This window comes from Yersinia rohdei ATCC 43380, assembly GCF_000173775.1.
Taxonomy (GTDB): Bacteria; Pseudomonadota; Gammaproteobacteria; order Enterobacterales; family Enterobacteriaceae; genus Yersinia; species Yersinia rohdei.
This window is the reverse complement of sequence record NZ_ACCD01000017.1, coordinates 13,883-38,326: the sequence shown is the minus strand read 5'-3', so window position 1 is coordinate 38,326 and position 24,444 is coordinate 13,883. Positions and strand designations below refer to the sequence as shown.

Here is a 24,444-nt window from a genome sequence, read left to right as displayed (position 1 = left end):
ATAGCATAATGAGCGGACAAGAAAACCCTATTGCCGAAGGACAGCTGAATAAGAAAAATGGCGGAGCTGTTATTGCACACCATGAATCAGTCGAGATATATTTTCACCACGAAGATGAAGAGCTTATATTCCTTACAGAGTCGGCAGCCAGTGAACTGGACAGCCATGCACGAGAGTTAATGGTTTGTGTCGATGAACATCACCAAGCATCGGAAGATTACTCTTTTGCTATCGAAAAATATGGAATAACTTACTCGCAACCTGCAAAAAATGCGGATTTAGCCTCTTTGGAAAATAAGGTGTCAATAGCAGAAAAAACGCTTGAAATAAAAAAGAAAGCACTTTTAAAAAAATTGGGGAAATTTAATGATAGTGGAGCTGGATACGAAAAAATCGTTGAATTAATCCCTATTGCGACGAAAAATAATCAATCAGGAAAGAAAGGGAAAGGCAGTAAATATATTTATGTGAAAAAAGCCTATAAAGATAATCTTGGGAAAGGTATAAAACATACCGTCTCACTGAAAGCCAAAGATAAAACATCCAGTCCGGAAAGTATTTTCAAACGTGATAAGAAAGGGAATATCACCAATATAGACACAAAAAAAATGAAGGAGCAGCTAGCCAAACAAGTAAAAAAAGAACTAAAGCTAGATACAGCCATTCAGTTTTTAAACGCAAAAGACATCGTTAAAATAGATGCGGTGTTAACGGGGTGGGCAGATTGCTGGAATGCAGGAGAGAATGTAGATATTTCAGCGGGTGCGCAATTTATGCGTTTTACTTCAAATTTAGGTGCATCCGGTGAATGGGATCCTATCAATGGTAAACTAAAACTAAAGGCTGAGTTCGGTGCTGCACTGTCAGTGGCTTCAGGCACTGCAGATGCAAAGATTTTCATGCCCGATCGTATTGGATGGCCGCTGAAGTTCACGCCAACGGGCCGCACCAGTCCTGTCAATATGGGGATGTTGCGTGTCTATCTGCAAGCATCGCTAATCGGTTTTGCAGGCGCTTCTGCACAAGCTGAGGCACAGTTTCAGATAACGACGATCAATAGTAAACAAGTCCTCATGGGCAAACCTAATGAGCGACTTCCTCGCTTTAGTGAGCGTCGGGTTAAGGGGGCTGAGTTCCACAAAAAAATGGACGAGAATGATGAGGGTATCAGCGCCAGTGGTGAAATTTTTGGTGGGGCCAGGGCAGATTTCACATTAAGCGGTGGCGTACAGTGGCTACAACCTCCCGCGCTATCGTCACATCAGGGTAAAACCGATGAGCAAGCTGAGGCTGCTACTGAATATGTGGATTTCTGTAGCATTTCAGAAAGCATTGTTGGTATGGCAGGAATTGGTATTGGCGGCACTTTCCAGTGTGATTTTGTTAATGGTAAATTTTGTTTCAAAATTGCGGCCAGTCTTTGTGTCGGCTTAGGTGCTAAAGGCAGTTTCAAAGCATCTGTTTCATATGACAAGTTAAGGGACTTTGGTAATTGGTTGGCCTACCAATTATATGGCGTAGACTATGCATTCCTTGAACTCATAACTAAAGATGCTTTTAAGACCTTCAGTAAAATTTGTGTCATGCTACTATCAGATATTAAAAGTGACATTATTAAAGAGTTGAGATATTTAACTGGAAGTATAGAAAAAATAGATGCGCAATTTAGTCAGTTTATCGATTCAATTGATGCTGGGCTTAAAGCATCTCAGAAAAGAAATGCTTTAGCTAATAATATTCTCGCAGCCCCTCAGTCGTTACTGAGCTATACTCCAGAATCGAAAGGTATATTACTTTATTTACTCACTCGTCATGCCACCGCAGACCATATAGATATTGGAAACCGGGGGGATGGTTTTATTCCTGATATTTATCATGATAGAAAAAAAGCCATTATTGTCATTTTAACTACTATCCAGACCCAGCGAGAATGGTTCCAGGTATTTAGTCATCGAACCGCTGATGGTAGCGATTTAGCAAACGGAAATTCGGCATTAAAATATATAGTTGCTCAAAAGCAAATGAATGAATTAAGAGAGTTTTTGCAAGAAGGGATTAATAAAGATAAAGAAATGGATAAAATATACAAACGATTAAAAGAGACGCCAGCCTGGGGTTATGCATTGGCAATGAATAATACGCTGGTATACCAACTGCATAGTGAGAACAACCCTTTCTATCCTCAAATGGGCCAATTCGGGCCGAGAAATGATATAGTTCAAACAGTATAAACTGGAGGGGAAATATATGAATAATAAATTGATGTTACTGACGCTCGCCGTCTTACTGCTTACTGCCTGTGATACTTCCCTCCCTCCACCAATAAAGAAAGATAACAGCGAAGAACTGGAAAAGTACGTTCAACAGATAAAAGCTAACCTAATATTTGTACAGGGTGGCGACTTTCAAATGGGAGATTTTGGCGAAAAGTACGGCAAAGAACATCTTCCTTATGACGAAAGCAGTGACAGCAAGCCTCTGCATCATGTAGAGCTAACCAGTTACTCTATAAGTAAATTTAAAGTAAATAATGGTGAATATAAAAAGTATCTTGTATTCAATGATATGACTGGAAGAGTCATAAATGCGGGGCCAAGAGAAAAAAGACGTTGGGAAGAAAAAAACAGAATATTGGATACACCGGCCCATGTGGATTGGAATGAAGCGAATAACTATTGCCAGTGGTTAGGGAAAGTGACCAAACTCGCTTTCTCATTGCCGACTGAGGCACAATGGGAATATGCCGCTCGTAACCGAGGGCAGTTTGTGATTGCCCCAACAAATGATGGAACTATTCAAATAGAAGATAGAAAGGGGCTTAATGTTACAACTGAGGATGATCGTGAAACGTATGCCAGAAAAGTGGGTACATCCCTTGAGACACTGTCACCAATGCCCGGAGATGCACGACCACCAAATCCACTGGGTATCTACGATATGTCTGGTAATGGTTATGAATGGGTGAAAGACTGGTATGACCCTAACTATTATCAAAAGTCACCGCTGAAAGATCCGCAAGGCCCGGAACAACCCGTATTTAAAGACTCTGATGGGAATTTCACTAAGGTATTAAGAGCACAAGCATACTCTGGCCCAGGCCGTGGTTTAACCGTAGTTAGATTTAATTCTGATCCAGAGAGTAGAGATTACCTACCTACGGATAAAACTGTCCGTTGTGTGGTAAATAGTTCAGAACCGATTAAATAAAAACTAACATAGAATCTATGCTTAATGAAAAATGTCTGAGGATTAATAAACTATTATCTTCCACAGTTACCTTCTTTTAAATAAAAACATTTTTATTACCATCAATACATCCTGAGGGAAAAGTGAAAAACACTCTATTACGTTATATTTCAGTGTTGGCGCTTGTATTCAACTTGACGGCATGTGGATATAACGACATCCAGCTTTATGACGAAACAGTTAACTCTGCTTGGGCTGAAGTGCAAAACCAGTATATGCGGCGTGCAGACCTGATTCCTAATCTTGTGGCAAGCGTTAAGGGATATAGTCTTTATGAAAAGGATGTTCTGGAGTCAGTGACTAAGGCGCGGGCGGATGTAATCAAGTCGACAACTGCGCTGGCAAATTTGCCCTCGGATCCGCAATTATTGCGCCAATGGCAGCAATCTCAACAGAACCTAAGCCATGTTATTACGCAGTTTATGGTGGTGAGTGAACGTTATCCAGATTTAAAAGCAAATATGTTATACCAGAATATGATGACGCAACTGGAAGGAACGGAAAATCGTATAGCTGTTGCCCGTGGACGTTATATTAAAGCTCTGCAGCAATATAACGTGACGATTCGCCAGTTCCCAGCGGTTGTCACTGCCCGGATAATGAGTTATCAGCCTAAAGTGAGCCAGCTTCCTAGTGATGACGCAAAAATAATGAAAACGCCAATTGTTGATTTTAGCATGGCACCAGCACACTAATATCAGGGTTACTTTATGATAATACGCCTATTAATGTTGTTGCTGGTAACATCGTTTTGTTATGGACAAGAGATATCGGTGCCATCATTACAGCATCAGGTTACTGATCCTGCAGGGATATTAGCTGATAATGAACAACGTTTGTTAACGCAACAACTGGAAATTCTACACCAGAAAACCTCAGTGCAACTGGCACTTCTTGTTATTCCCACCACTGGTGATGACAGCATTGAACAATTTGCCACCCGAACTTTTGACCAGTGGAAGCTAGGAAATGCCAGCCATGATAATGGAGTACTGCTGTTGGTTGCCTGGGAGGATCACACTGTTCGCCTGGAGGTTGGTTATGGGTTGGAGGGAACAATCACAGATATACAGGCAAAAAACATCATTCATTCCACAATGCTGCCCTTTTTTAAACAGGGGAAGATTTATGACGGTATTTCTGCTGGTATAAAAGAAATTTCAGATTTGTTAACTCAAAATCCTAAAGCGGCTGTGTCATCGCAACCAGCACCGAGATTTCCCCATATCCTTTCTGCTTTCCTTTTATGGGGGATAGGATTACTTGTACTTCCATTATGGGTATTTAGGAAAAGCTCATTTTGGGCAAGGATAATAAAAAGCAGTACCCTCTGTTCTGCATTATTTGGCTTGGGAAGCCTCTTCGGTGCATATTATATTGATTATATTTTTATGTTTATCACTGCTGCCATTTTATTACTGTTTGCATCTGCAAGTCTCTTGGATCGTACGAGTGACAATACGTCTCAGAGAACAAGAAAAACATCGGGCAAGAAAACATATGCCACATCTTCATCCTCTGGCAGCAGCAGTAGTCGTGATTCTGGCAGCAGTTTCAGCGGTGACGGTGGAAGCAGTGGCGGTGGGGGAGCATCTGATCGCTGGTAAACGTGGCAATAGTTAATATTAAGTGTACTTGTGTTTTTTAATAATACCTCTTCACTTCTTGCTTGTATTGTAATAATCAAATGCACAAAATATAGCTATTAAATAATTGGTTATTACTTGTCTGGATTAATTCATTAGATATTTAAATATTATAGCAATCACTAAGTAATAAGCGTGAGTAATATTTTTAATTATAGAACCCACATCATAAGGATGATTGAAATGCGAGGTGTAATACGATTAGGAGATAAGACAACTCATGGTGGCACTGTTATTCAAGGCAGTAGTGGGATTAAATTTATGGGTCTAGAAGTTGCCTGTATTATGGACAAGGTCTCCTGTCCTCTACATGGAACAACATTTATATCAGAAGGGGATGAAGGTTCTAAATATAACGGACGGCCTATTGCGTTACATGGTCATCGCTGTGCTTGCGGTTGTACGCTGATTACGTCACTACCGAATACCGGGAAAAGCTGATTTATGTCTGTTGAATTAAGGAAGATACCCGAACCAGAGGCGTTACCTGAACCTTTAGTAAAAATACGCTGGGCCATTTTTATTATTTTGTGCATATTTATGGGATTTTTTCTTACGCTTTATTTCTGGCCTAAGGATCTATCCACACACACCTTCTGGTTCTGGATGTGTTCATTATTTATTCCATCCTCCATCGGTGTTATCAGTTATGCGCTCAGGTTACGACATTATGAGCAGCAATGGGAGCGCGTCTCGTACTGGAACCAGTTGCATCGAGAAAAACAACAAGAGATGGTGCTACAAGGGCAAAAGGCGCTGGGCTTGCTGGGAATGGCCTATGTAACCCCCGCTGCAAATAATAAACTGGCTTCTGCGTTATTGAAGGGGGCCGCTCCCCTGCAAACATTATATCCACCTGGCAGTACATCCGTTCTAATGATGTCATCACTTCAACCACCGGCTAGAGTCGGTAGTGAAGCTGAATACTGCACAAGGCTGGAAACTCATCTTAAGTCGGTACTCCAGGGGCTCGATACTGAGCTGAAAGAATATGCAGTAGGCGAATCAATTATTGTGCGAATTCGTCACGATGCAACATTGGAAGATGCTCAGATTTTGAGTATATGGCAACGTATATTTCCTGAAGATTACGCAATATCAAAAGTTATTTTCGGACAGCAAGATAATGGCTTGATGTGGCTGGATAATTGGCTGGACGAGCAAAACTCAGCCTTGGTACTTTCCCTTGAGATGAATTTATTCGTTGAGGGGCGTGATTATCAGACAGAGTCTGTTTCTGCGCTGTTACTGGCTTCGCCTGCATGGTTAATACACCAAAACACAATCCCTATTGCCTGGATACATCGCCCGGTTGCCATAACAGCGACTAAAGAGGCATTGGAGGATGTCATTCGCTGGGGAATGCTTTCTGTTGAGGAACGCTATTTTATCTGGCGTAGTCAACTGCCAACGTTACCACAGACTGAAATGCTTCAGGCGATGGATGCAATGAACTACCACGTTGATAAAGATAGCGAACATCAGCTGGACAGTTCTCTCGGTAAACCTGCGGTAGCAGTCGGGCATATTACCCTGATTTGCGCCTGCGACCATGCTGTCTCTTCGCAACAACCCCAGTGGATCATGTTGCAAGATGAAACCCCTCAATGGGTGATTGTGCGCCCAGCGTAGTTCCGCGTTAAGGAAATCTGAAGTGATTAAGAAGAAACGTCTCAGTACATGGATAATCGTGATTGTGCTGCTAATTATTGGTAACTGTCTCATTTGGTTTGATAATCCTTTTATTCATTTATCTACTCAGGAAAAAAAGCTGATTGCCTCGGTTGCATTGCTCGGTTTTTGCCTTGGGGGACTGCTGTTTGATGATTTATTGGCAAGGGTATGGAAGGCGATTATCTCTTCAGAGTTTTCCCGGTTACTGAAAGTAAGTTTCGGTGGGCAAAGTCATAAAAAACATTCAAATACGGAGAGTGGCAGCCACTATTTTTTGCGAGTTAAAAGTCTACAACAAGCCCTGCACCACACCTACGGCCGTTTCTGGCCCCGCAAAGTTCGCATTCTTCTGCTCACTGGCAGTGCGGCGGATGTCGAGCAACTCCCCCCCGGCCTTACGTCACAGTTCTGGCAAGAAGACAGTGGCACCGTGCTGTTGTGGGGCGGCGATTTGGGGGCGCAGGCCGATAGCGCGTGGCTGGGTGCTTTGCGCAAATTGCGCCGTCGTCCGCTGGATGGCGTGGTCTGGGTGACCTCAGCCTTAGCTCAATCCACTACGCTTGGCCAGAAAGAATCTAAAACTACACTCTCCGCCGACATGATGGACAGCGTGGCACAGGCGTTTGCTTCACGTTATGAACTCCTCGGCTGGCGGTTGCCGCTGTATGTCTGGTCACTGCATACCGATGACGGGGCCGACCGTATCACGCAATCCGTGGGCTGTTTGCTGCCAGCAGGTTGCCAACCAGACGAACTGCGTGCGCAACTTGCCGGGCTGCTGCCCGCGCTAATTGAGCAAGGCACGCAACAGGTTAGCAGCAATACCCAGCACCCATTTTTATTGCAACTGGCCGATCAACTGGCGCGTCAGCCGGACTCTGTTGCCGGCCCCCTGGCTGCGCTACTGAATCCCTATCGTCCTTCCCCGCTGGCGGGGGTTATCTTCAGCCCGGTTTCGGTCAATGCAAAGCGCAGTGTGCAACACCACTGGGGCAAGGATAACCGCTGGGATGTGTTGATTGATTCATTGCCATCCTTGCCCACAGGTTTAGCCGCAACAAAGCTGGGGTTCGCCTGGCGTAAAATGTTAGCAATGGCGGTGGCAGGCATGATGGTGCTGTGGGGCGCGGGCATGCTGATGTCATTCCTGGTCAACCGCGATACCTTTAATACCAGTGAGTCTCAGGTGAAACTGGCGGCTAACGTGCAACAGCCCCTTACTGCGCGCCTTCAGGCACAACTGAGTCTGCAACATACGCTAGACAGATTACAGTATCGCCAGCAACAGGGCGCACCTTGGTACAGCCGGTTTGGTTTAAATCAGAATGATCCGTTACTGGCTGCGCTCTGGCCACATTATCGGGCCAGTGCCACCCCTTTGCTGCGTGATGCGGCTGCTCGTCACCTTGAAGAGCAACTCAGCACCATGGCGCAACTTCCACCGGATTCTCCGCTGCGCGACACGTTGGTGAAACCCGCCTATGACCAGTTAAAACTCTATTTGATGTTAGCGCGTCCAGAGAAAATGGATGCGGCATGGTTTAGTAAAACGCTGCTGAGTGATTGGCCACAACGCAAGGGAGTGCCAGACAGTTTCTGGCAGGGCAGCGGCCCGGCATTGCTGGATTTTTATGCTCGTAATCTTTCCCAACATCCGGACTGGCGTCTGAATCTGGATGAAAGTCTGGTTAATCAAGTGCGGGCCAGGCTTATCAGCCAGATGGGGGCCCGCAACAGCGAATCTTCGCTCTATCAGAAGATGCTGGTTCAGGTTGCGCACCAGTATGCTGACCTGCGCTTGTCAGACATGACCGGTGATACTGATGCTGAGAGAATATTTACCACCGATGCCGTCGTGCCGGGGATGTTTACCCGTAAAGCCTGGGATGACGCGGTAAAACCGGCGATTGAAAAAGTGGTTAGCGAACGTCGGGAAGAGATGGACTGGGTACTGAGTGACAGCAAAAATGCTGTTTTGCAGCAGGATTCACCGGAAGCCCTGCAGGCCCGACTGAAAGATCGCTATTTTGCCGATTTTTCCACCAGTTGGCTGGATTTTCTCAACAGCCTGCACTGGCAGCCAGCACAAACTTTATCGGACTCTATCGACCAGCTCACTCTGATGGCCGACGTACGCCAGTCCCCTCTGGTGGCATTAATGAACACCCTGAGCGTGCAGGGCAAAACCGGGCAAACCGGTGAGGCGTTGTCGGACTCATTAGTGAAATCGGCCAAAAATCTGTTAAACCGGGATGAACAGCCCGCCATTGATCAGCAAGCGGGTGCACAAGGGCCACTGGATGCCACTTTCGGGCCAGTATTGGCGCTGATGGATGGCAAGGCTGGCGGGCAGGGCAATACCAGCCTTAGTTTGCAAACCTTCCTGACCCGAGTCACCCAGGTGCGTCTTAAACTCCAGCAGGTAGTGAATGCTGCGGATCCACAGGCCATGACCCAGACCCTTGCTCAGACCGTATTTCAGGGCAAGGCGGTTGATCTGACCGACACCCGGGATTATGGCAGTCTGGTGGCTGCCAGTCTTGGGCAGGAGTGGAGTGGATTTGGTCAAACGGTGTTTGTCCAGCCGATGGAACAGGCGTGGCAGCAGGTCTTAACTCCCGCCGCCCAGAGCCTGAATGCCCAGTGGCAGGCATCTATTGTTGATGACTGGAACAGCACTTTTGGCGGGCGTTATCCCCTGAAAGATACCAGCAGTGAAGTCTCACTTCCGCTGTTGGCGCGTTATCTCAACAGTGATAGCGGACGCATCGCCCGCTTCTTGCAAACCCGGCTGAACGGCGTGCTGCACAAAGAAGGCAGCCGTTGGGTGCCGGACAGCATCAATGCTCAGGGCCTGACCTTCAATCCGGCGTTCCTGAAAGCCGTGGATCAGTTGAGCTATTTGTCGGACGTGGTATTTGTGGACGGTGAAGCGGGAATACGCTTTGAATTGCGCCCAGGAACAGCCAAAGATGTGATGCAGACCGATCTGGTGGTGGATAGCCAAAAACTCACTTATTACAATCAGTTACCAGTTTGGAAACGTTTCACCTGGCCCCATGATACCGAGGCCCCAGGTGCCAGTTTGAGCTGGATAAGCACCCAAGCCGGTACCCGGCAATTTGCTGATTTCCCCGGTGCCTGGGGGTGGATACGTTTACTGGATAAAGCTGTGGTGACCCCTTATCAGGGTGTGAACAGCAGCTTTAATCTCACCTGGAAAGCCCCTGATGGCCGGCCGCTGAATTACACCCTACGGACTGAAGCCGGAGACGGCCCACTGGCCTTATTGAAACTGCGTAATTTTGTCTTACCGACGCAAATATTCAGCGTGGGTGCGACTGGCGCTGTTCAGAAACCGGATAGCGCAACAGGAGAGGGCGACTGATGGCCACATTGCATACTTTACTCAATGCTTGTCATGCTGAACAACAGGCGCTTTCGCAACAAGCACAACAGCAGATTTTGCTCTGGGAAAAATGGCTGGTGCCCATAGTCGTGGAGTCACCGGTAGGTGATGACCCCGGCTATGATGATGATTTCCAGCAGATGCGCGAAGAAGTCAACAAACTGTCTGGCGCGGACACGGGGCTGGTCTGTGCATTGGCGGAGAAACTGCTAACGGGGTCGTGCAAGGATGTGCGCGTCGCGACCTACTATATCTGGGCGCGGCTGCATATCGATGGTGAAAGCGGGTTGGCGGATGGCCTGGCCCTGCTGGCCGGATTACTGCAACGTTTTGGCGATACACTGCACCCGCAACGAGGCAACAGCCGCAAACTGGCACTGGAATGGCTAGCGAGTAGCCGGGTGCTGGACAGCCTGTCACTTTACCCTGAAGTCGCAAAAGCTGACTTTGAGCGCATCGTGGGGGCATTGGCGTTAGCCGAAGAAAATATTAGCGGCTGGGATGAGTCCACCCGCCCTCAGTTTGGCAACCTTTATGCGGCACTGGAGAACCGGCTAATGCAGTCCGGCGGCCCTGATGCGGTTATTCCACAAAATAGCAGTCCCTCTCGTCACGCGGCATCTGATGCCCCTGCGTTGAAAGCGGTCTCCTCCGGGCGTGATTTACTCGATCAGGCAAAACTGCTGGCGGGTTTTTTACGCGACCAGCCGAATGGCTGGCTATCAGGTCATCATCTGATGAAAAGTATTCGTCTGGATACACTGCATGAATTGCCGCCGTTGGCCGCCAGCGGCTGTACCCGTCTGGCTCCGCCAAAGCCGGAGAACCGTGCACTGCTGAAACGTCTTTATTTGCAACAAAGCTGGCTGGAATTGCTGGAGCAAACCGACATTCTGTTTGCTCAGGGGGTCAATCACCTGTGGCTTGATCTCCAGTGGTATACCCATCAGGCGCTGATGAAGACGGGCGCGCCGTACGAGCGCTGGGCTGACATCATTAAACAGGATTTAAATGGCCTGCTGACTCGCCTGCCGGGGCTTGAAGGATTGGCCTTCAGTGATGGCACGCCTTTCGCTGATGAGGTGACACAGAACTGGCTAACCCAGCAAGTTATGGCCGCAGCAAGTTGGGGCAATGAACCTGCCGCATCCGCCAGCACAGTAGGTGATGACGATATTCTGCAACTGGAGCCGGAAGCACTGGCTCAGGCCGACACTGAAGGCGTGGACGCCGCGCTGAGTTGGTTGCAGAACCGCCCAGGGGCCCACACACCGCGCCATCAGTGGCTGATCCGCCTGCTGATGGCGCGAGTCGCCGAGCAGTATGGCAAAAACGACATGGCGCTGCATTTGTTAGGTGAGCTGGAGGGGAATGCAACCCGAATGACACTCACGCAATGGGAGCCGGAATTGCTGTTTGAAGTGAAAGCCCGTCGCCTGAAACTGCTGCGCATGAAAGCCAGCCGGACAGAGTCGGACAAATCACGTTTGCATGGCGAGATGGAACATCTGCTCGCCGGATTAATTGCCCTCGACCCGGCACGAGCTGCGGTGCTGTGTGGGTAATAACTCATCTTATCCCCAAAACAATTCGAGTGACTGACTGCCGTCAACACACCCACATTTTGAAATATGACGGGTATATCCGGATAAAAAGAAAACCATGAAAGACCTTACTCTGCGTTATTACGACGCCGAAATGCGCTATCTGCGTGATGCGGCACAAGAGTTTGCCCAAACTCACCCTGACCGGGCGGCCCTGTTAGATTTGGATAAACCCGGTACGCCAGACCCTTACGTGGAACGTCTGTTTGAAGGCTTTGCCTTTTCGATGGGGCGATTACGCGAAAAAATCGATGACGACCTGCCGGAGTTTACCGAAGGGCTGGTAAGCATGCTGTGGCCGCACTATCTGCGCACCATTCCCTCGCTTTCTATTGTTGCGCTGACCCCAGATGTCCCGGCGATGAAAATGGCCGAAACCGTGCCCGCGGGAATGGAAGTCTATTCTCGCCCAATCGGCCCGAAAAATACCGTCTGCCAGTACCGAACCACTCGCGATATGGTGCTTAACCCACTTGCCGTCTCAACCGTAGTGATGGCGACGGAGCCGGATGGCCGTTCGGTGCTGCGTCTACGACTGGCATGCAGCCCTCAGGCTGACTGGTCGCAAGTGGATTTACGGCGCTTGTGTTTTTATCTGGCGGGAGACGCCCCTGTCAGCAGTGAGTTACATCTGGCACTGACCCGGCGTCAGGCCGCTCTTTATTTACGGCTGCCCAATCAGGCTGACCGCATAAAACTGGATGGTTGGTTTTCTCCCGGCGGTTTTGCAGACGAAGACCTGCTGTGGCCCAAAGGTGACAGCGCATTCAGTGGCTATCAGTTGTTGCTGGAGTATTTCACCTTCCGCGAGAAGTTTATGTTTGTGCACCTGAATGGGCTGGAAACGGTGACACTGCCAGCAGGCATTACCTGGTTTGATATCGAAGTGGTGTTTGACTGCCAGTGGCAAAGTGATTTGCCGGTCAGGGACGACGCACTTCACCTGCATTGTGTGCCGGTAGTTAACCTGTTCTCTCTGGAGGCTGACCCGCTGACTATCAATGGGCTGGAAAGTGAGTATATGCTGCGCCCGCGGCGTCTGCAGGATGGGCACACCGAAATTTACTCCGTGGACGCGGTGACCGGTTCGCAGCGAACATCTGATGCCACTTATGTCCCTTTTACCAGTTTTCGCCATCGCGGCGGGATGCAGCGGCGGCATGCGCCGGAACGCTATTTCCACACCCGAGTAAAACGGGGCGTGACCGGGCTGCATGATACCTGGTTGATTCTCGGTGGCCAGCAGTGGGAAGCAGACAGAGCTTTTACCCGCGAGGCGGTCTCGCTGAAAATTACCGGCACCAATGGTCAGCTACCGCGCAAAGCGTTACAGAGCACACTACTGGATCGCTGCGAAGCGGTGTTACAGACGCCGTTGAAAGTGCGCAATCTCTGCAAGCCAACGCTGCCGTCTTATCCCCCGGCGGAAGATCACTTTCAGTGGCGGGTATTGAGCCACCTGGGTTCAAGCTACCTTAATCTGATGAGTAACGCCGAAGTACTGCGCGGAACGCTGGAGCTTTACAACTGGCAGGGAGATGAACTGAATAACCGGCGTCTTGATGCCATTCAACAGGTGCAACACCACCAGATTCAGCGTTTTGAACAGGGATTTCTGCTGCGGGGTATCGATATTGAAGTGCGGCTGGATGGCAATGGTTTTACCGGTGAAGGCGATATTCATCTGTTCGGCGAAATGCTCAATCGCTTCTTTGCCCTTTACGCTGACATCCATTTATTCAATCAGCTCACCCTTATCGTTCAGCCTGCCGGGAAATGTATCCGATGGAAAGAGAATCACAATCAGCGTCTGCCCGGCTAATCGAACAACTGCGGGATAAACTGCCGTATACCCAGTTTTATCGCTTCTGTCAGTTACTGGAGCAAAGCCAGCCGGAGGCACCTCCGTTGGGCAGTCACTGGCAGGTAAAACACGACCCGGTTCGTTTTCGGCCCCATCCGGGCATGGGTTTTCCGGCCAGTGAATTTAAACGGGTGGAAATACCCGAGCAGGCACACCTTCCGCCGACCATCCGCACCACCTTTATGGGGCTGTATGGCGTGGAATCGCCGCTGCCTACCGCGTATATCGATGATATTACCCAACGCAGGGAAGGGCATGAGGCCGTCAGTGATTTTCTGGATATCTTCAATCACCGGCTTATTACGCAGTACTACCGCATCTGGCGTAAGTACTCTTATCCGGCCAGTTTTTCTCCTGGCGGGACGGATAAAACTTCACAGTACCTATTGAGCCTCTGTGGTCTGGGCATTGAGGGATGCACAACGCATATCGCCACGCCGGTATCCCGTTTTCTGGCACTGACCAGCATGATGCGCCTGCCCACGCGCACCAGCGAAGGTATTATTGCGCTGGTTCATTTGCTGGCACCTGAAACCGATGCTCGCGTGATAGCCCATGACCGCTACCGCATCCCTTTACGCCATCCACTGGCAATGAGTGCGCGCCACCCCGTGAGCATGAGCAACAGCCCGGTGATGGGTAGCCATGCGGTAGATGTTAACAGTCAGGTATTACTGCAACTGACGACGGACAACCCTGATGAAGCCAGAGAATGGTTGCCTGGTGGGCAGTTACACACCGATTTGCTGGCGTTATTGCAGGTGTACCTGGGGTCACGGCTGCATGTGCGTTTACAACTGTCGGTCTTGCGCACGCTGCTGCCCGATGCACAACTTTCCTGCCAACCGCAAAGCAGCGGGATCTTGTTAGGTCGAACAGCCGTGATGCGGGCATTACGTACCACGGCAACAGCCCAGACTGACACTGAAATCATCACCATTAATCTGGGCCGCTATCAGCGTGTTCAGGAAAATTTTCACCGAAGGGAAACCGATGAACATGGCGATTATCGCTGGTAAAACACGTTTTATATTTTTGATGCTGGTCATGATATTCACTCTGAGCGGATGTGGACTGACCCAGAAAGTGAGTGACGGCACCGTCGCCGTGACAAAAGCTATATTTTATAAGCAGGTGAAAATACTGCATCTGGATATACAAGCGCGGGACGCGGTAAACAACAATGCGGCAGGGGCTCCACTGGCCACGGTGGTGCGCATCTATCAGCTGCGGGATCGTAAAACGTTTGATGGCAGCGATTATCCCTCTTTATTTGCCGAGGACAGTCAGGCGATAAAAGCGGATCTGGTTGCTGAGAAAGACATTCGTATTCGCCCAGGCGCTGCGGTCACCATTGATGTGCCGCTGGATGAAAAAACGGAGTATGTGGCGGTGGCGGGTATGTTTCTGACCCCGGATATCGTTAACAACACCTGGCGGGTGGTGCTGAGCCGTGACGACCTCGACCCCGATAAGGCCCGTCAGATTGAACTGAATAATCACGGAATGACACTTTTACCCTTGAAGGATAAGTAATATGCCCCCGCCTTCGCTCTATGAAATGCTGTTCGGCAATGTCGCCGGTGGCCTCGATCTCCATCAAGTGAGCGAAGCCAATCAAGGAGTCCTCTCGGTACTCGACAATATGCAGCGCATCCTTAACTGCCGCGCGGGTACACTCAGCCATCTGCCAGATTACGGTTTGCCAGACATGAGCAAAATCCTGCAAGGAATGCCCGGTACGGCACATGCACTGCTGACCATCCTCTCTGACACGCTGTTGAAATATGAACCGCGGCTAAAAAGCCTCAATGTGGTGCTGTTGCCACAGTCCACCCCCGGGCACCTGGAGTATGGCATTGATGCCGAGCTAAAAGAGTTCGGATTGGTGCATTTTGGCACCGCGTTTATGCCGGAAGGCCGGGTATTAATTCGCCATTTGAAACAACAACATTATATCAATCCGGGCGAGTCATTTTAACGCCAGTTCAGGGAAGAAAAATCATAATGCCTAATACCGAACGCACACTGAAAACCGGCGGCGATCCGCGCCATTTGGCTGAATTTACTGCACTGCGTAATGAAATCGGCAAGTTACACCATCCTGCCCGCCCGGATGTTAATTGGGTGCGGGTTGAACAGCTGTGTTTGGCGCTATTTCGCCAAAATGGGGTTGAGTTACAGACCACGGTCGATTTTACTCTGGCACGGACTCACCTGGCGGGGCTGGCCGGATTGTGTGAGGGTGTGGAACTGTTGGCGGGATTGCTTTCTCACCAATGGAGCGCCTTGTGGCCGCCGCAAACCCATGCCCGGGTTGAATTGTTGGCATGGCTGAGTGACCGCTTGCAACAAGTCTGGCGCACCCTGACCCCCTGTTATGGCGATTTGGCACTGATTTACCGGGCAGAACGCGCGCTGGAACAACTGTGCGCCCAGTTGCAAATGCTGGAACTCAAGCACTTGAGTAAGCTGGATGGTGTCCGTTTAATGTTGCATAACGCGGCATTACGTCTGGAAAGTGCCGAGGCGGCGGCTGATACGCCCGCGTCATTGTCAGCGCCGCTACAACATGCTGTTATTAATGAATCACCTGCGCCGTCGGTATTCTCATCGCCTCCAGCCAGCCAGCCGCTGGTGTATATTGTCAGTGAACCTGCCGCGCCGCGCGTTCAGGTGGAATTCCCCCCGCCAGCTCTGCCGCCGGCACCACGCTGGAAGGCCCACCACGGTTTTATCGCCGGTTTAGTCCTGATGGCGCTACTGATGACCGGCAGTTTCTTGCTCTGGCAGTCGCCGTCATCCCATCCATTACGTGAAGAATTGCTGGTCAGTACCGCACCTTTATCTGCTTCCTTAACCAGTAAATCCATTGATGAGCTGAGAAAGGAAACGTCAGATACCGCGTTAGCTCAGCTGGCTGAACCGGCATTGCAAGCCAGTGCCAGCCAGTTGGAACAGCTGGCACAGTTAGCGCCGTTATGGGCTCAATTGCGCGGTGATGCTCTGTTATCACAGTTACAACAACTGTGGCCAGCTCATCCAGACGTCAAACGGTTGAGTACCTGGTGGCAACAGCAGCAAGAAGCCGGGGCCGCGCCCTTGGCGGAGCTGGAGCAATTTGCACTGGCACAAACGCGATTAAAACAGCTGGCTGAACGTCTGAATGGATTGGATGAGAAAAAGGGACGTTATATGACCGTCTCAGAGCTGAAATCAGTGGTGTTTGCGATTCAACAGCCACTAGAAAAAACCTTACCGCTGGAAGAACTGCTACGCCAATATCAGGCCCAAATCACGGCAGGGCAAACCCCACCCTCGGCATTGCGCCAACAGATTGACAGCCGGTTTACCCAACTGCTGAATCGGTATGCGTTGCTGGTTCAACCCGCAGGTTCGCAGTCAGTTGCCCCTTAACGGTGAGATTATCATGGAAGATAAAAGGGTTAATATACTGAGCCAACAAGGTGTGCGTTGTGCCGATTACTAGTCGACATACCTGATAACGGCAGGGATAACCGTTATACCACTGGATAATCCCCGCAGCTGTTGTCTGGATTGTGGGCATAAATTTATGACGCGGGTCTGGTGGTAACAAGCAGTGCATGACGGATATCGTTATCATTAATTTGGCTCATTATGAGCTACGTTTGTATGATGTTGGTCATTTGAAGAAATGGAACTTCTATAACGCACTATTTGGCTAAGTGGCTCTTTGACCAGGCTATGACTGGCATCAAATTTATATATGCATTTTATACAGTCCAACAAATGGCCACTATGGCGCAGATCCATTTTACCTCTGCGCCATTACTTATCACTTCTTCAGCGGTACACCTTTTTGTAATAACGACAATACAAAACCAATCACCATCTTAAAAGTATAGCCACTCTCAATTGACGCTGTTCTCCCTTCCGACTTGTACTCTTCGCGCGCTAAATCCTCACCATCAACACTATTCTTGAACCAGCCATATTTAGCCCAGCTAAAGCCCCCTTTTATGCATCGATGCATTTTTTGTGATCAATTCCGCATTTGTAACTTTTAATTAACTAAGCATTAACAATAATGGACTTGTTCACTTGACGAAATAATCGCCATACTTATAGTTATCGTATTAAATAAGAAACTTAGTTTCATATATGAAACGATTCGGGTGGAAAAATGAGCTGGAAGAAAGTGTGCGAAGTGTCTCAGGTCAAAGAGGATTTTCCTTTCTCCGCTAACGTAGAGGGAAAAGAGGTCGGCGTTTATTTGATTGGCGGCAAATATTATGCGCTGGAAGACATTTGTCCGCATGCTTATGCTTTGCTCAGCCAAGGGTTTGTTGATGACGGAAAAGTAGAGTGCCCGCTGCATGAAGCTGTATTCGATGTGCGTACCGGCCAATGCCTGCGCGAACCAGGCGGTCGAGATCTGCAAACCTATCTTACCCGGGTAATCGATAACCAAATCCAAATCACCTTTACCGCGGAGGAATAAGTATGCAGCACATTACCGATTTTAACCCTTGGCTACCGGATACCCAGCAGGTAACCCCGGCACGTGTTGGCGGCAACGGTCAAATCCACCAACCCGGCGAGTTCCAGAATGTTATCTGGCAAACTCGTGCGCGAGTACCGGACGGGTTTGAAACCGCTCTGGTAATGGCGTTGGAAGAGATTTTTGATCAAGGAGCGGAAGAGTTGGATCAGATAGTTAGCGCGCTCAATCAACGTCGTCTGTTTGATCGTGCTGGTCAGCCATGGAATGAAGCCACATTCCGCGAATACCTTCACGTTAACGGTTTCTAAGCCGTATAGGGAGAGACAATGACAGCCAACACAACATCCTCCGCGCAGACAGTACAAAACTACCTGGATCAGGGGCTACGCGGGATGTGGTACCCGGTATTAGCGAGTTGGGAAGTGGGCAATAATCCGGTGGGGATAACCCGTCTTGAACAGCAAATAGTGGTATGGCGCGATAGCACTGGCACGATCCACGCGTTGGAAGATCGCTGCCCTCATCGCGGTGCGCGTCTTTCGATGGGCTGGAATCTTGGCGATCGTATTGCCTGCTGGTATCACGGCGTCGAAGTTGGCGGTGATGGCACGGTCAAAGATGTGCCAGCAGTGGATCGCTGCCCGCTGGTTGGGCAGAAATGCCTGCGATCTTACTCGGCAAAAGAAAAGTACGGTGTGGTGTTCCTCTATTTCGGCATTACCGCCGATGAAGAACCCACGGAACTGACCTTTCCGCAGGAATTGGCGGATGAGGTGAATTACAGTAACTTCCTGTGTACCGCCAGTTGGGACTGTAACTATCAGTATGCATTGGAAAACGTGATGGATCCGATGCATGGCACCTACTTGCACTCTTCATCGCACTCGATGGCGGAAGGGGATCGCAAGGCCGATATGGCGCTGGAATCCACCGACAGCGGTTTTATCTTTAAGAAAAATGGCCAGATCGGCGTGAACTTTGACTGGGTCGAGTTTGGCAGCAGCGGAGCTTATTGGATGCGCTTGTCGATCCCTTATAAGAAACGTTTCGGGCCGGGCGGTCACTTCTGGATAATTGGTATGGTGGTACCGGAAGACAAGGATCACTGCCGCGTATTCTTCTGGCGTATTCGTAAAGTGAAAGATTGGCAACGTGACGCATGGCGTTTTATGTATCGCAATCGTCTGGAACAGCTACATTGGGACGTTCTGGAACAGGATCGCATCGTATTGGAAAACATGGCACCCAATGCGCGCGGTAATGAGTATCTTTACCAGCATGACGTGGGGCTTTCCCGCTTGCGCCGTATTATGCAGAAAGAAGCACAAAAACAACTGGCGATACTCAGTGAACAGGAAACGGCACAATGAGCGGCCTGCTGGCGGGAAAACGTATTGTGGTGACCGGTGCGGCACGCGGTTTGGGGCGCAGCTTTGCTGTTGCGGTGACTCAGGCCGGTGCCAGCGTGGTGATGTGCGATATCTTAGTTGAGGAATTACAAGACAGTGCTGCCAACCTGCGTGAGCAAGGATCACAGGTAGAAACTCAGGTCATCGATCTGGCATCACCGCAATCCATCTCTGTGGCATTTAGCGCCATTGCTGCTGGTGGAGCGATCGATGGGTTGGTAAACAACGCGGCGCTGGCGACCGGTGTCGGTGGCAAAAGCATGATGGAATATGACATTGATCTGTGGGATAAGGTGATGCAGGTCAACGTGCGTGGTACCTGGTTGGTGAGCCAGGCCGCAGTTCCCCTGTTGGCACAAACAGCGCATGCCAAAATTGTTAATGTCGCCTCAGATACCGCCTTGTGGGGAGCACCTAGATTAATGGCTTACGTGGCGAGTAAAGGGGCTATCATTTCGATGACCCGTTCCATGGCACGTGAACTGGGGCCGCAAGGCATCTGTGTTAATGCCATTGCACCGGGTTTGACGCGAGTAGAAGCCACGGAATATGTTCCTGCCGAACGCCATCAGCTGTATGAGCAAGGTCGGGCACTGGCTGGCGCACAGCACCCGGATGATGTCACCGGTAGCGTGCTTTATTTACTGTCACCGCTGGCTGATTTTGTCACTGGCCAGCTGTTGCCCGTTAACGGTGGTTTCGTGTTTAACTGACTGTCTGACGGGCAGGCAAATCATTTAGGAGTTGGACATGGCAGATGATCACGCGTGTAAATATCTGATCCCAGGACTGGATCGTGGGTTACAACTGCTGCTGGCCTTCAGTGAGCAGAATAAGGAAATGACTTTTGCAGAATTACATCGCCTGGTCGATATGCCAAAGGCGACTGCCTACCGGGTAGTCCAGACGCTGGAACATCTAGGTTTTTTGGAGCGTAACACGCGCACCAATACCTTCGTGCTAGGGATTAAAGTACTGCGATTGGGCTTTGAATATATTGCTTCGCTGGATATCACACAAGCTGGCCAGCCTGTCATCGAGCAACTGCGCGATCGCAGCCAATGCAGTAGCCATCTGGCAATCCGCGATGGGCACGATGTTATCTATATCGCCCGTGTCAGTGCCGCCGGTTCGCAGATTAATCAGGTCAGTGTTGGCACTCGTCTGCCGGTGCATCGCACCTCTCTTGGGCGCATGTTATTGACCAGTACCAGCCGCGAAGAGTTTGAGCGGTTATTCCCAAATGATGCTTTGCCCGATGCAGCACCGGGTACACCAGCCAACCGAGAAGCACTGTGGCAGATGGTGCAGCAGGATAAAGCACGCGGCTATGTGATTGGTGAATCTTTCTTCCGCCACGGCATTTCTTCGATTGTTTACCCGATTTTCAACCGTGAACAACAGGTGGAGGCCGTAGTCAGCATTATGGTGCCATTCGATGAAATCCCAAAAGCGGATCGCGAACGGTTACGCATGGAAGTTCGGGACGCAGCAGTGAAAATCTCTGGATTTTTAGGCGCATCTCCACAGGCAAATGCTGGCTAGGCATCTCCGCCAGCCGTACTGACTTTTTGACTAAGGCAGGGATAAGACTCATGACAATCATGGGTCGGGGTCTGATCATGCCTGAAAAACGTATTCAGCGATAACGTGAGGCACAATAATGAGCATAACCGGAATCGAAAAACTGGAATTTGGCGTTGAAGATCTGCCAACGTGCGAAAAGTTCATGCAGGACTTTGGCCTACAGCCCACCTTGCAGCATTGGGGTGAACCGTCTCGTGAATTCACCACGTTAAGTGGCGCTGGCGTGGTGTTATACCCACAAAACAGTGAGGTGCTGCCAGCGGCGTTTGAAGCCGGTTCTACCCTGCGCCGAATGACTTGGGGAGTTGAAAACTGGGCAGCGCTGGCAGCGTTACAACCGCTGCTGACAAAGATGCCCGCTTTCCGCCAAGTGGGCGAAGAATTGGAGTGTCAGGATCCTAACGGTATGACGCTGCGTTTCGGGGTTAGCGCCCAGCAGGCGGTTGATCTGCCGGTTTCACCGATTAACCAGTGGGGCGATGTCCGCCGCATAGATCAACCTAGCCCAGTTTATGCCAAAGCTGAGCCAATCAATATCGGCCACGTGGTGTTCTTTGTCGACGATCTGGCAGCAACCGAGCGTTTTTACTGCGATATTCTTGGTTTCCAAGTTTCAGATCGTTATATCGATCGCGCCGTATTCCTGCGCACTCAGGCGCGTGGCGGTCACCACAATCTATTCCTGTTGAAGTTACCTAATCGCCCACGCGGCCTGAACCACGTCGCCTTCACCGTGCGTGATATTCATGAGGTGATCGGCGGCGGTATCGCGATGAATAAAGAGCAATGGAGCACCTTTATTGGCCCAGGGCGACACCCGATTTCCTCGGCCTATTTCTGGTACGTCAATAGCCCAACCGGTGGCGCGTTTGAGTACTACACCAATGATGATTATCTGACAGAAAATTGGCAGCCACGTGAGCTGGAACATTCACTGGTGTCGTTTACCGAATGGGCAGTGGAAGGCGGGATAGATCACGATACTCGTCGCCAAAATAAGAAGCCGGGGGCGGTATGAGCCAGCTAATCCGTGCGGGAGTTGTCATCATCGGTGGTGGTCAGGCTGGTGGCTGGGCGGCAAAAACGCTACGCGATCGCGGCTACAGCGGCAAGCTAACGGTAGTAAGCGACGAACCCTACGATTTTTATGAGCGCCCTCCGCTCTCTAAAGCGGCATTGCTGGATGGCAATACACCACTCAGTCGCTTGTTTAGCGAAGAAATTGTAGCCGGATTGAATATCGATTGGTATCGCCCGCTGCGCGCCGAATCCATTGATAGTCAACAACAAATGGTGACGCTCAGTGATGGCAGTCAGCTGAAGTTTGAGCAATTGCTGCTGGCAACCGGCGGCCGACCACGTTTGCCGGATGGTTGTTGGGCGAAATATCCTCGGGTGATGACGTTACGTACTTGGGATGATGCGGTGCGCCTGCGGCAGGCCTTGCAGCAGTGCAAAACGCTGGCGATTGTCGGGGGCGGCTGGATTGGGCTCGAGATTGCGGCTTCAGCACGTAAACTGGGGACCGACGTCACAGTATTTGAACGCCAGCCAGCACTGTGTATGCGCAGTGTGGGGGCTGAAGTTTCCCAGGCATTACTGGAATTGCATCAACAGCAAGGTGTCACGGTGAATTGCGATTGCGGTGACATCACCTTTGATGATCGCCAAGGTAGTGCCTGGATTGGCAGCACCATCAGCGCGGCGCAACCTTTTGATCTGGTGGTGGTCGGCATCGGTATAGAACTGAATCTGGAACTGGCGCTCAACGCGGGATTACGGGTTGAAACTGGGATAGTAGTGGATGGGCAAGGACGTACCAGCCATCCGGCTATTTTTGCCGCTGGCGATGTGGCGCGCCATCCTACGCTCGGCCTGTGTCTGCAATCTTGGGCCTATGCGCAGAATCAAGCGATCAGCACTGCCTGTGCGATGCTGGATGTGTCCGCCGCCCCTTACGATGATGTGGCCTGGTTATGGTCGGATCAATACGACGCCAATATCCAAATTCTCGGCGTCCCTACCGGTGGTGTCCACTATGTGGTGCGCCGCACGCCTCAGTCGCAGGTATTTTTCACCCTGAACAGCGAATGGCAACTGGTGCAAATGGTGGCGTTTAATGACGCTCGCACCATCAAGCTGGGTAAGCGCTGGTTAGCGACTGGCCGGGTACTGGATCCGCAGCAACTGGCGGATGTGGAGTTTTCTCTGATGGCGCTGAAATAACGCCCGATCTAAGGGAGCGTTTTATGACTACGCAAGATATTGACGCCCAGAGCAATCGGGTGGGGAATGCTGTTGCCGAAAATTCGCCAACCCGCGTGCGTTGGTCAGTGCCCGCCGCCTTGTTTGCCTGCGTACTGTTGGCATTTTTCGACAAAATTAGCATCGCGGCATTGTTCTCTGACGCCGGGTTTCAACAAGCTATGGGCATTGGGTTTGATCCCACCCGGCTTGGCTTACTGATGAGTGCCTTTTTGTTCTCCTACGGCTTCTCCTCAATGTTGTTAAGTGGCATTGGCGATAGGTTAAATCCGGTCAAAGTATTGATCGGCATGATGGTTGTGTGGGGAGTGCTGATGGTGCTGATGGGGCTGACACGTTCTTATCACACCATGATGACGTTGCGTATTTTGCTGGGTATTGCCGAAGGGCCGCTGTTGCCGATGGCATATGCGATTGTACGGCAGGCTTTCCCGCAACGTTTGCAGGCACGTGCCACTATGCTGTGGCTACTGGGGACACCCATCGGGGCGGCGTTGGGCTTCCCGGTCACGCTGTTTATTCTCAGCCGTTTTAACTGGGAAACTACCTTCTTCTTTATGGCATTTCTGACCTTGCCAGTGATGCTATTGGTGTTGTTTGGCATGCGGCATCTGAACGTGGCTCGCCCATTAAAAAGCACCGATCCACAACCGGCGATTGCCGAACGCAAGCAATTACGTCGTGAACTATTCCGTACTCCACATTTCTGGATGATTTGCCTGTTTAACATCGCGTTTCTTACCTATCTATGGGGCATGAACGGCTGGCTACCCAGCTACCTCATCGAGGGCAAAGGCATTCATCTGGAACATGCCGGTTACCTGTCGTCACTGCCGTTTATTGCCATGTTGCTGGGTGAAGTGGTGGGGGCTTGGCTTTCGGACAAGATGGATCGTCGTGCATTGGCCTGCTTTATCTCGCTGTGCGGTGCCGGGATTGGTTTGGGCATAGTGCTGCATCTGCAAGGTACCTACAGCGTGATCGCCGCGATGTCCTTCAGCACTTTTATGTGGGGAGCCGGTGCGCCAAATATCTTCGCGCTGCTGGCCAAAGCGACCAGCAGCCGAGTGAGTGCCACCGCTGGCGGTGTGTTTAATGGATTAGGTAATTTTGCCGGAGCACTGGCACCGGTGCTGATGGGGGCGTTGATCGCCTCTACTGGCAATATGGATAACGGCTTGCTGTTCTTGGTGGTGATGGCCTTTGTGGGCTGCGCCATTCTGCTGCCGTTACTGAAGAAGTATTGATGCAACG

General features: G+C 50.2%; 21 protein-coding genes and 1 pseudogene. 21 read left to right on the top strand and 1 reads right to left on the bottom strand.

All coding sequences use genetic code 11. The features are described from left to right. Positions 1-8 precede the first annotated feature (8 nt). From YROHD0001_RS06440 to YROHD0001_RS06490, 13 genes are all read left to right on the top strand, one after another. Entirely contained in the window at positions 9-2,231 is a 2,223-nt protein-coding gene (locus tag YROHD0001_RS06440) for a hypothetical protein (protein WP_004715320.1), read from the top strand. Between the two features lie 16 nt (positions 2,232-2,247). Then, positions 2,248-3,207 (top strand): formylglycine-generating enzyme family protein, encoded by a 960-nt coding sequence (locus YROHD0001_RS06445; RefSeq protein WP_004715319.1) that lies wholly within the window; start codon positions 2,248-2,250, stop codon positions 3,205-3,207. A gap of 122 nt (positions 3,208-3,329) precedes the next feature. Then, the gene (locus tag YROHD0001_RS06450) at positions 3,330-3,941 is read left to right on the top strand and encodes a LemA family protein (RefSeq protein ID WP_004715318.1); all 612 of its coding nucleotides are present in this window, start codon (positions 3,330-3,332) and stop codon (positions 3,939-3,941) included. A 15-nt stretch (positions 3,942-3,956) separates the two neighbouring features. Next, entirely contained in the window at positions 3,957-4,853 is an 897-nt protein-coding gene (locus tag YROHD0001_RS06455) for a TPM domain-containing protein (RefSeq protein WP_004715317.1), read from the top strand. 222 nt (positions 4,854-5,075) lie between these two features. Next, a complete protein-coding gene (locus YROHD0001_RS19730) occupies positions 5,076-5,333 on the top strand; it encodes a PAAR domain-containing protein (RefSeq protein ID WP_071817890.1) in 258 nt (85 codons plus the stop codon). Positions 5,334-5,336: 3 nt separating this feature from the next. Then, positions 5,337-6,524, top strand: a complete 1,188-nt coding sequence (locus YROHD0001_RS06460; RefSeq protein ID WP_004715315.1) for a hypothetical protein — start codon at positions 5,337-5,339, stop codon at positions 6,522-6,524. 22 nt (positions 6,525-6,546) lie between these two features. Then, positions 6,547-9,954, top strand: coding sequence for an ImcF-related family protein (locus YROHD0001_RS06465; protein WP_144404257.1), 3,408 nt, complete (start codon positions 6,547-6,549; stop codon positions 9,952-9,954). Then, positions 9,954-11,540 (top strand): type VI secretion system protein TssA, encoded by a 1,587-nt coding sequence (gene tssA / locus YROHD0001_RS0118105; RefSeq protein ID WP_032817173.1) that lies wholly within the window; start codon positions 9,954-9,956, stop codon positions 11,538-11,540. Before YROHD0001_RS06465 ends, tssA begins: the two co-directional genes overlap by 1 nt. Positions 11,541-11,637: 97 nt before the next feature. After that, complete coding sequence (tssF, locus tag YROHD0001_RS06470; protein WP_004715312.1) at positions 11,638-13,401, top strand: type VI secretion system baseplate subunit TssF; 1,764 nt, start codon at positions 11,638-11,640, stop codon at positions 13,399-13,401. Further along, a complete protein-coding gene (gene tssG / locus YROHD0001_RS06475) occupies positions 13,356-14,462 on the top strand; it encodes a type VI secretion system baseplate subunit TssG (protein WP_032817171.1) in 1,107 nt (368 codons plus the stop codon). Before tssF ends, tssG begins: the two co-directional genes overlap by 46 nt. Continuing rightward, positions 14,443-14,979 carry a type VI secretion system lipoprotein TssJ gene (gene tssJ, locus YROHD0001_RS06480; protein ID WP_032817200.1) on the top strand — a complete coding sequence of 179 codons (537 nt, stop codon included), beginning with the start codon at positions 14,443-14,445 and terminating at the stop codon, positions 14,977-14,979. Before tssG ends, tssJ begins: the two co-directional genes overlap by 20 nt. A 1-nt stretch (position 14,980) precedes the next feature. Further along, a complete protein-coding gene (tssE, locus tag YROHD0001_RS06485) occupies positions 14,981-15,424 on the top strand; it encodes a type VI secretion system baseplate subunit TssE (RefSeq protein WP_032817170.1) in 444 nt (147 codons plus the stop codon). Between the two features lie 23 nt (positions 15,425-15,447). Then, positions 15,448-16,860, top strand: coding sequence for a VasL domain-containing protein (locus YROHD0001_RS06490; RefSeq protein WP_086023442.1), 1,413 nt, complete (start codon positions 15,448-15,450; stop codon positions 16,858-16,860). A gap of 454 nt (positions 16,861-17,314) precedes the next feature. Here YROHD0001_RS06490 and YROHD0001_RS20950 read toward each other — a convergent pair. After that, a pseudogene (locus tag YROHD0001_RS20950) lies at positions 17,315-17,428 on the bottom strand (autotransporter outer membrane beta-barrel domain-containing protein); the annotation flags it as partial. A 180-nt stretch (positions 17,429-17,608) separates the two neighbouring features. Between YROHD0001_RS20950 and YROHD0001_RS06500 the strand changes: the two are divergent. The 8 genes from YROHD0001_RS06500 to YROHD0001_RS06535 all read left to right on the top strand — a co-directional run bounded on the left by YROHD0001_RS06500 (position 17,609) and on the right by YROHD0001_RS06535 (position 24,437). Continuing rightward, on the top strand, positions 17,609-17,926 hold the full coding sequence (locus tag YROHD0001_RS06500) for a non-heme iron oxygenase ferredoxin subunit (protein ID WP_004715306.1): 318 nt from the start codon (positions 17,609-17,611) through the stop codon (positions 17,924-17,926). Between the two features lie 2 nt (positions 17,927-17,928). Continuing rightward, a complete protein-coding gene (locus tag YROHD0001_RS06505; protein ID WP_004715305.1) occupies positions 17,929-18,237 on the top strand; it encodes a recombinase-like helix-turn-helix domain-containing protein in 309 nt (102 codons plus the stop codon). Positions 18,238-18,255: 18 nt separating this feature from the next. Further along, entirely contained in the window at positions 18,256-19,299 is a 1,044-nt protein-coding gene (locus YROHD0001_RS06510; protein ID WP_004715304.1) for an aromatic ring-hydroxylating oxygenase subunit alpha, read from the top strand. Further along, entirely contained in the window at positions 19,296-20,051 is a 756-nt protein-coding gene (locus tag YROHD0001_RS06515) for an SDR family oxidoreductase (protein ID WP_032817169.1), read from the top strand. The genes YROHD0001_RS06510 and YROHD0001_RS06515 overlap by 4 nt, the downstream gene beginning before the upstream one ends. 37 nt (positions 20,052-20,088) lie before the next feature. Continuing rightward, a complete protein-coding gene (locus YROHD0001_RS06520; RefSeq protein ID WP_004715302.1) occupies positions 20,089-20,883 on the top strand; it encodes an IclR family transcriptional regulator in 795 nt (264 codons plus the stop codon). Between the two features lie 118 nt (positions 20,884-21,001). Further along, positions 21,002-21,943 carry a VOC family protein gene (locus tag YROHD0001_RS06525; protein WP_004715301.1) on the top strand — a complete coding sequence of 314 codons (942 nt, stop codon included), beginning with the start codon at positions 21,002-21,004 and terminating at the stop codon, positions 21,941-21,943. Then, positions 21,940-23,151 carry an NAD(P)/FAD-dependent oxidoreductase gene (locus tag YROHD0001_RS06530; protein WP_032817167.1) on the top strand — a complete coding sequence of 404 codons (1,212 nt, stop codon included), beginning with the start codon at positions 21,940-21,942 and terminating at the stop codon, positions 23,149-23,151. Before YROHD0001_RS06525 ends, YROHD0001_RS06530 begins: the two co-directional genes overlap by 4 nt. A gap of 23 nt (positions 23,152-23,174) precedes the next feature. Continuing rightward, on the top strand, positions 23,175-24,437 hold the full coding sequence (locus tag YROHD0001_RS06535; RefSeq protein WP_004715299.1) for an MFS transporter: 1,263 nt from the start codon (positions 23,175-23,177) through the stop codon (positions 24,435-24,437). Positions 24,438-24,444 lie beyond the last annotated feature (7 nt).

Coding starts and splice junctions, on each gene's coding strand:
- YROHD0001_RS06440 (WP_004715320.1), top strand. CDS start 9: ATGAGCGGACAAGAAAACCCTATTGCCGAAGGACAGCTGAATAAGAAA.
- YROHD0001_RS06445 (WP_004715319.1), top strand. CDS start 2,248: ATGAATAATAAATTGATGTTACTGACGCTCGCCGTCTTACTGCTTACT.
- YROHD0001_RS06455 (WP_004715317.1), top strand. CDS start 3,957: ATGATAATACGCCTATTAATGTTGTTGCTGGTAACATCGTTTTGTTAT.
- YROHD0001_RS19730 (WP_071817890.1), top strand. CDS start 5,076: ATGCGAGGTGTAATACGATTAGGAGATAAGACAACTCATGGTGGCACT.
- YROHD0001_RS06460 (WP_004715315.1), top strand. CDS start 5,337: ATGTCTGTTGAATTAAGGAAGATACCCGAACCAGAGGCGTTACCTGAA.
- tssA (WP_032817173.1), top strand. CDS start 9,954: ATGGCCACATTGCATACTTTACTCAATGCTTGTCATGCTGAACAACAG.
- tssF (WP_004715312.1), top strand. CDS start 11,638: ATGAAAGACCTTACTCTGCGTTATTACGACGCCGAAATGCGCTATCTG.
- tssG (WP_032817171.1), top strand. CDS start 13,356: ATGTATCCGATGGAAAGAGAATCACAATCAGCGTCTGCCCGGCTAATC.
- tssJ (WP_032817200.1), top strand. CDS start 14,443: ATGGCGATTATCGCTGGTAAAACACGTTTTATATTTTTGATGCTGGTC.
- tssE (WP_032817170.1), top strand. CDS start 14,981: ATGCCCCCGCCTTCGCTCTATGAAATGCTGTTCGGCAATGTCGCCGGT.
- YROHD0001_RS06500 (WP_004715306.1), top strand. CDS start 17,609: ATGAGCTGGAAGAAAGTGTGCGAAGTGTCTCAGGTCAAAGAGGATTTT.
- YROHD0001_RS06505 (WP_004715305.1), top strand. CDS start 17,929: ATGCAGCACATTACCGATTTTAACCCTTGGCTACCGGATACCCAGCAG.
- YROHD0001_RS06510 (WP_004715304.1), top strand. CDS start 18,256: ATGACAGCCAACACAACATCCTCCGCGCAGACAGTACAAAACTACCTG.
- YROHD0001_RS06515 (WP_032817169.1), top strand. CDS start 19,296: ATGAGCGGCCTGCTGGCGGGAAAACGTATTGTGGTGACCGGTGCGGCA.
- YROHD0001_RS06520 (WP_004715302.1), top strand. CDS start 20,089: ATGGCAGATGATCACGCGTGTAAATATCTGATCCCAGGACTGGATCGT.
- YROHD0001_RS06525 (WP_004715301.1), top strand. CDS start 21,002: ATGAGCATAACCGGAATCGAAAAACTGGAATTTGGCGTTGAAGATCTG.
- YROHD0001_RS06530 (WP_032817167.1), top strand. CDS start 21,940: ATGAGCCAGCTAATCCGTGCGGGAGTTGTCATCATCGGTGGTGGTCAG.
- YROHD0001_RS06535 (WP_004715299.1), top strand. CDS start 23,175: ATGACTACGCAAGATATTGACGCCCAGAGCAATCGGGTGGGGAATGCT.